This is a genomic window from Nitratireductor sp. GCM10026969 (assembly GCF_042660605.1).
Taxonomy (GTDB): Bacteria; Pseudomonadota; Alphaproteobacteria; order Rhizobiales; family Rhizobiaceae; genus Chelativorans.
The window spans coordinates 1-3,666 of sequence record NZ_JBHSUM010000245.1; the positions used below are offsets into that span (position 1 = coordinate 1).

General features: G+C 66.4%; 3 protein-coding genes. 1 reads left to right on the forward strand and 2 read right to left on the reverse strand.

What is annotated here, in order from left to right:
- Nucleotides 1-203: 203 nt before the first annotated feature.
- On the reverse strand, nt 204-2,003 hold the full coding sequence (locus ACFP9U_RS24275; RefSeq protein WP_378625366.1) for an IlvD/Edd family dehydratase: 1,800 nt from the start codon (nt 2,001-2,003) through the stop codon (nt 204-206).
- 122 nt (nt 2,004-2,125) lie between these two features.
- Between ACFP9U_RS24275 and ACFP9U_RS24280 the strand changes: the two genes are divergently transcribed.
- A complete protein-coding gene (locus ACFP9U_RS24280) occupies nt 2,126-2,596 on the forward strand; it encodes a CoxG family protein (RefSeq protein WP_322450968.1) in 471 nt (156 codons plus the stop codon).
- Nucleotides 2,597-2,828: 232 nt separating this feature from the next.
- Here ACFP9U_RS24280 and ACFP9U_RS24285 read toward each other — a convergent pair.
- Nucleotides 2,829-3,666, reverse strand: an 838-nt coding sequence (locus ACFP9U_RS24285; RefSeq protein ID WP_378625368.1) for an Mrp/NBP35 family ATP-binding protein, incomplete at its 5' end; no start/stop codon positions are given.

Genomic DNA, 3,666 nt, shown 5'->3' on the forward strand with positions numbered 1-3,666 from the left:
AGGGCGCGCGGCGTGATCGTCGAGCCCGGCGCCCGCTTCTTCGACGGCCCGGAACGCCCTTCGCCCTACATGCGGCTCGGCATCTCCTCGATCGCCCTGCAGCACATCGAGCCCGGCATCCGCGAGCTCGCCGCCGCCGCGGCGCGGCGCTCGCAGGCGGCTTGAGGTGTGCTGAGATTTACCGTGGGAGCGCCGACGGCGCCTCAGTGATTGTCCCGCGGAATGCCCTTCTCGCGTGCGATCCGCTTGTAACTGACCGCCGGCTTCAGCACCATGCCTTGCGCCAGCTGGTCGACCATGGCGCGCTGGATTTCCTGCCAGGGCGTCTGGTGGTCGGGGAAGGCGTAGCCGCCGGCCGCCGTCAGCGCCGTGCGCCGCGCTTCCAACTCCTTTTCGTCCACCAGCATGTCCGCTCCGCCCGTCTTCAGGTCGATGCGGATCCTGTCGCCGGTCTTAAGCAGTGCAAGCCCGCCGCCGATCGCCGCTTCCGGCGAGGCGTTGAGAATGGAGGCCGAGGCCGAGGTGCCGGACTGGCGCCCGTCGCCGATGCAGGGCAGCGCGTGGATGCCCTGTTTGATGAGATAGTCCGGCGGGCGCATGTTCACCACCTCCGCCCCGCCCGGATAGCCGACCGGGCCGGTGCCGCGCATGACGAGGATGCAGCCGGCGTCGATGGCGAGTGCGGGGTCGTCGATGCGGTGGTGATAATCCTCCGGCCCGTCGAAGACGATCGCCCGGCCTTCGAAGGCTTCCGGATCCTTAGGGTTCGCCAGATAGCGCGCGCGGAACTCCTCCGAGATCACGGAGGTCTTCATGATGGCGCTGTCGAACAAGTTTCCCTTGAGGTTGATGAAGCCGGCGTCCCGCATCAAGGGGTCGGCGGCGGGTCGGATGACGTTCGTGTCGATGTTTTCCGCACCCCGGCAGTTCTCGCCGAGGGAGCGGCCGTTGACCGTCGCCGCGCCGGGGTGAGGTAGAAGCCCCTCCTTCATCAACTCCATCACCACCGCCGGCACGCCGCCGGCATGGTGGAAATCCTCGCCCAGATACTCGCCTGCCGGCTGCATGTTGACCAGAAGCGGAATATGGTGGCCGATGCGCTGCCAATCGTCATTGTCGAGCGGTACGCCGAGATGGCGGGCGACGGCATTGAGATGGATCGGCGCGTTGGTGGAGCCGCCAAGTGCGGAGTTGACGACGATGGCGTTCTCGAAAGCCTCGCGCGTCATGATGTCCGAGGGCTTGATGTCCTCGTGCACCATTTCGACGATGCGCTGGCCGGTGCGATAGGCCATCTGGCCGCGCTCGCGATAGGGCGCGGGAATGGCCGCCGAGCCGGGAAGCTGCATGCCCAGTGCCTCGGCGAGCGAATTCATGGTCGAGGCAGTGCCCATCGTGTTGCAGAAGCCGACGGACGGTGCCGACGAGGCCGCCAGATCCATGAACTCGTCATAGTCGATCTCGCCGGCTGCCAGCCGCTCGCGCGCTTCCCAGACGATCGTGCCGGAGCCGGTGCGCCGGCCCTTGTACCAGCCGTTGAGCATCGGCCCGACGGAAAAGGCGATCGCCGGAATGTCGACCGTCGCGGCGGCCATGAGCAGCGCCGGCGTGGTCTTGTCGCAGCCGATGGTCAACACCACTCCGTCGAGCGGATAGCCGTAGAGCACTTCCACCAGCGCCATATAGGTGAGGTTGCGGTCGAGCGCGGCGGTCGGCCGCTTGCCGGTCTCCTGGATCGGATGGCAGGGAAACTCGAAGGGGATGCCGCCCGCCGCCTCGATGCCGGCGCGCAGCCGCTTTGCGAGTTCGACATGGTGCCGGTTGCAGGGCGAAAGGTCGGAGCCGGTCTGGGCGATGCCGATCAGCGGCTTGCCCGACTGGAGTTCCTCGCGCGTCAATCCGTAATTGAGATAGCGCTCGATATAGAGCGCCGTCATTCCCGGATTGTCCGGATTGTCGAACCACTCCTGGGACCGCAGTTTCCTGCCGCTGCCTTGGGTCATGCTTTTGCCTCTCGGTTGCCGGCCCAACGGATATTGCATCCGGGCGGACCCGGCAAGGTGGCGGATGGACAGGAGCGTCTTGCTGCGATAGCCAGTGGAAACATCGAACGGAGGGATCGGCCATGGCCATGAATATCGAAGGCGAGGAACGGATCGAGGCACCGGTGGAAACCGTCTGGCGCGCGCTGAACGACCCGGACGTGCTGAAGGAGTGCATCCCCGGCTGCGAGGAGCTGGAAAAGAAGTCCGACACCGAGTTCGCGGCCACCGTCTCGCTCAAGATCGGCCCCATCAAGGCCCGCTTCAACGGCGGCGTCGAGCTCACCAACCTCAACCCGCCCCATTCATACACCATCTCCGGCGAGGGCAAGGGCGGCGTCGCCGGCTTCGCCAAGGGGGGAGCGGATGTCTCCCTCGAGGAGGACGGGCCGGACGCGACGATCCTTTCCTACAAGGCCAAGGCCGATGTTGGCGGCAAGATGGCCCAGCTCGGCGGCCGGCTCATCCAGTCGACCTCAAAGAAACTGGCGGCGCAGTTCTTCTCCGATTTCAACGCCAAGGTCAGCGGTGCGGAGGAGACACAGGACGGATGAGGAAAGGCGCGTGCACGTAGTGCGTGCCTTCACCCTCGCCCTTCGACCCTTTCGACAGGCTCAAGGCTCAGGATGAGGGAGAAGGCAAAGCGGCCGTTGTGCGCGGATGAGGGCGCAGACAAGATGGTCGTTGTGCAAGTCTCTATAGGCTGAGGATTGTGCCGACGAGCCCTCATGGTGAGCTTGTCGAACCACGAGGGCGGGTGCCGGCTGCCGGGTGAGCGATTTCCCGTTATTCGAACACGATCGCCGGCGCCTCTCCCGCCTCGCTCTCCGCTCTCAAGCGTTCCAGCACCTTTTCCGCCACCGCGCGATAGGTTTTCCCTTGCGCCCCCTCCGGATTCGAGACCACGACCGGCGTGCCCGTGTCGGACGTCTCGCGCACGTCCATCGTCAGCGGCACCTCGCCGAGGAAGGGCACGCCCAGCCGCTCGGCCTCCTGCCTGGCGCCGCCGTGGCCGAAGATATCGTAGCGCTTGCCGGTGTCGGGAGCGAGGAAGTAGCTCATGTTCTCGACGATCCCGAGCACCGGCACGTCGACGCGGCGGAACATGTTGAGTCCCTTGCGGGCATCGATCAGGGCAAGGTCCTGCGGGGTCGACACGATCACCGCGCCGGCGAGCGGCACCTGCTGGGCCATGGTGAGCTGGGCATCGCCGGTGCCCGGCGGCATATCGACCACCAGCACGTCGAGCGGCCCCCAGGCGACGTCGCGCAGCATCTGACGCAGCGCCGACATGACCATCGGCCCGCGCCAGATCATCGGCGTCTCCTCCTCGACCAGGAAGCCGATGGACATGACCTGCATCCCATAGGCATCCATCGGGCGCAGGGTCTTCGAATCCACCATTTCCGGCTTGCCCTTCAGCCCCAGGAGGCGCGGCACCGAGGGGCCGTAGATGTCGGCGTCGAGAAGCCCGACCTTGAGCCCCAGCGCCTTAAGGCCGAGCGCCAGGTTCACCGCGGTTGTGGACTTGCCCACACCACCCTTGCCGCTCGCCACGGCGATGATGGCGTCCACCCCCGGCACGCCCGGCTTGGCGGCTTGCGGGCCCTGCGGCGCCTCTTGC

Bases quoted from the DNA above. Each gene is read 5' to 3' on its own strand.
- ACFP9U_RS24275 (WP_378625366.1), bottom strand. From the start codon at position 2,003: ATGACCCAAGGCAGCGGCAGGAAACTGCGGTCCCAGGAGTGGTTCGAC.
- ACFP9U_RS24280 (WP_322450968.1), top strand. From the start codon at position 2,126: ATGGCCATGAATATCGAAGGCGAGGAACGGATCGAGGCACCGGTGGAA.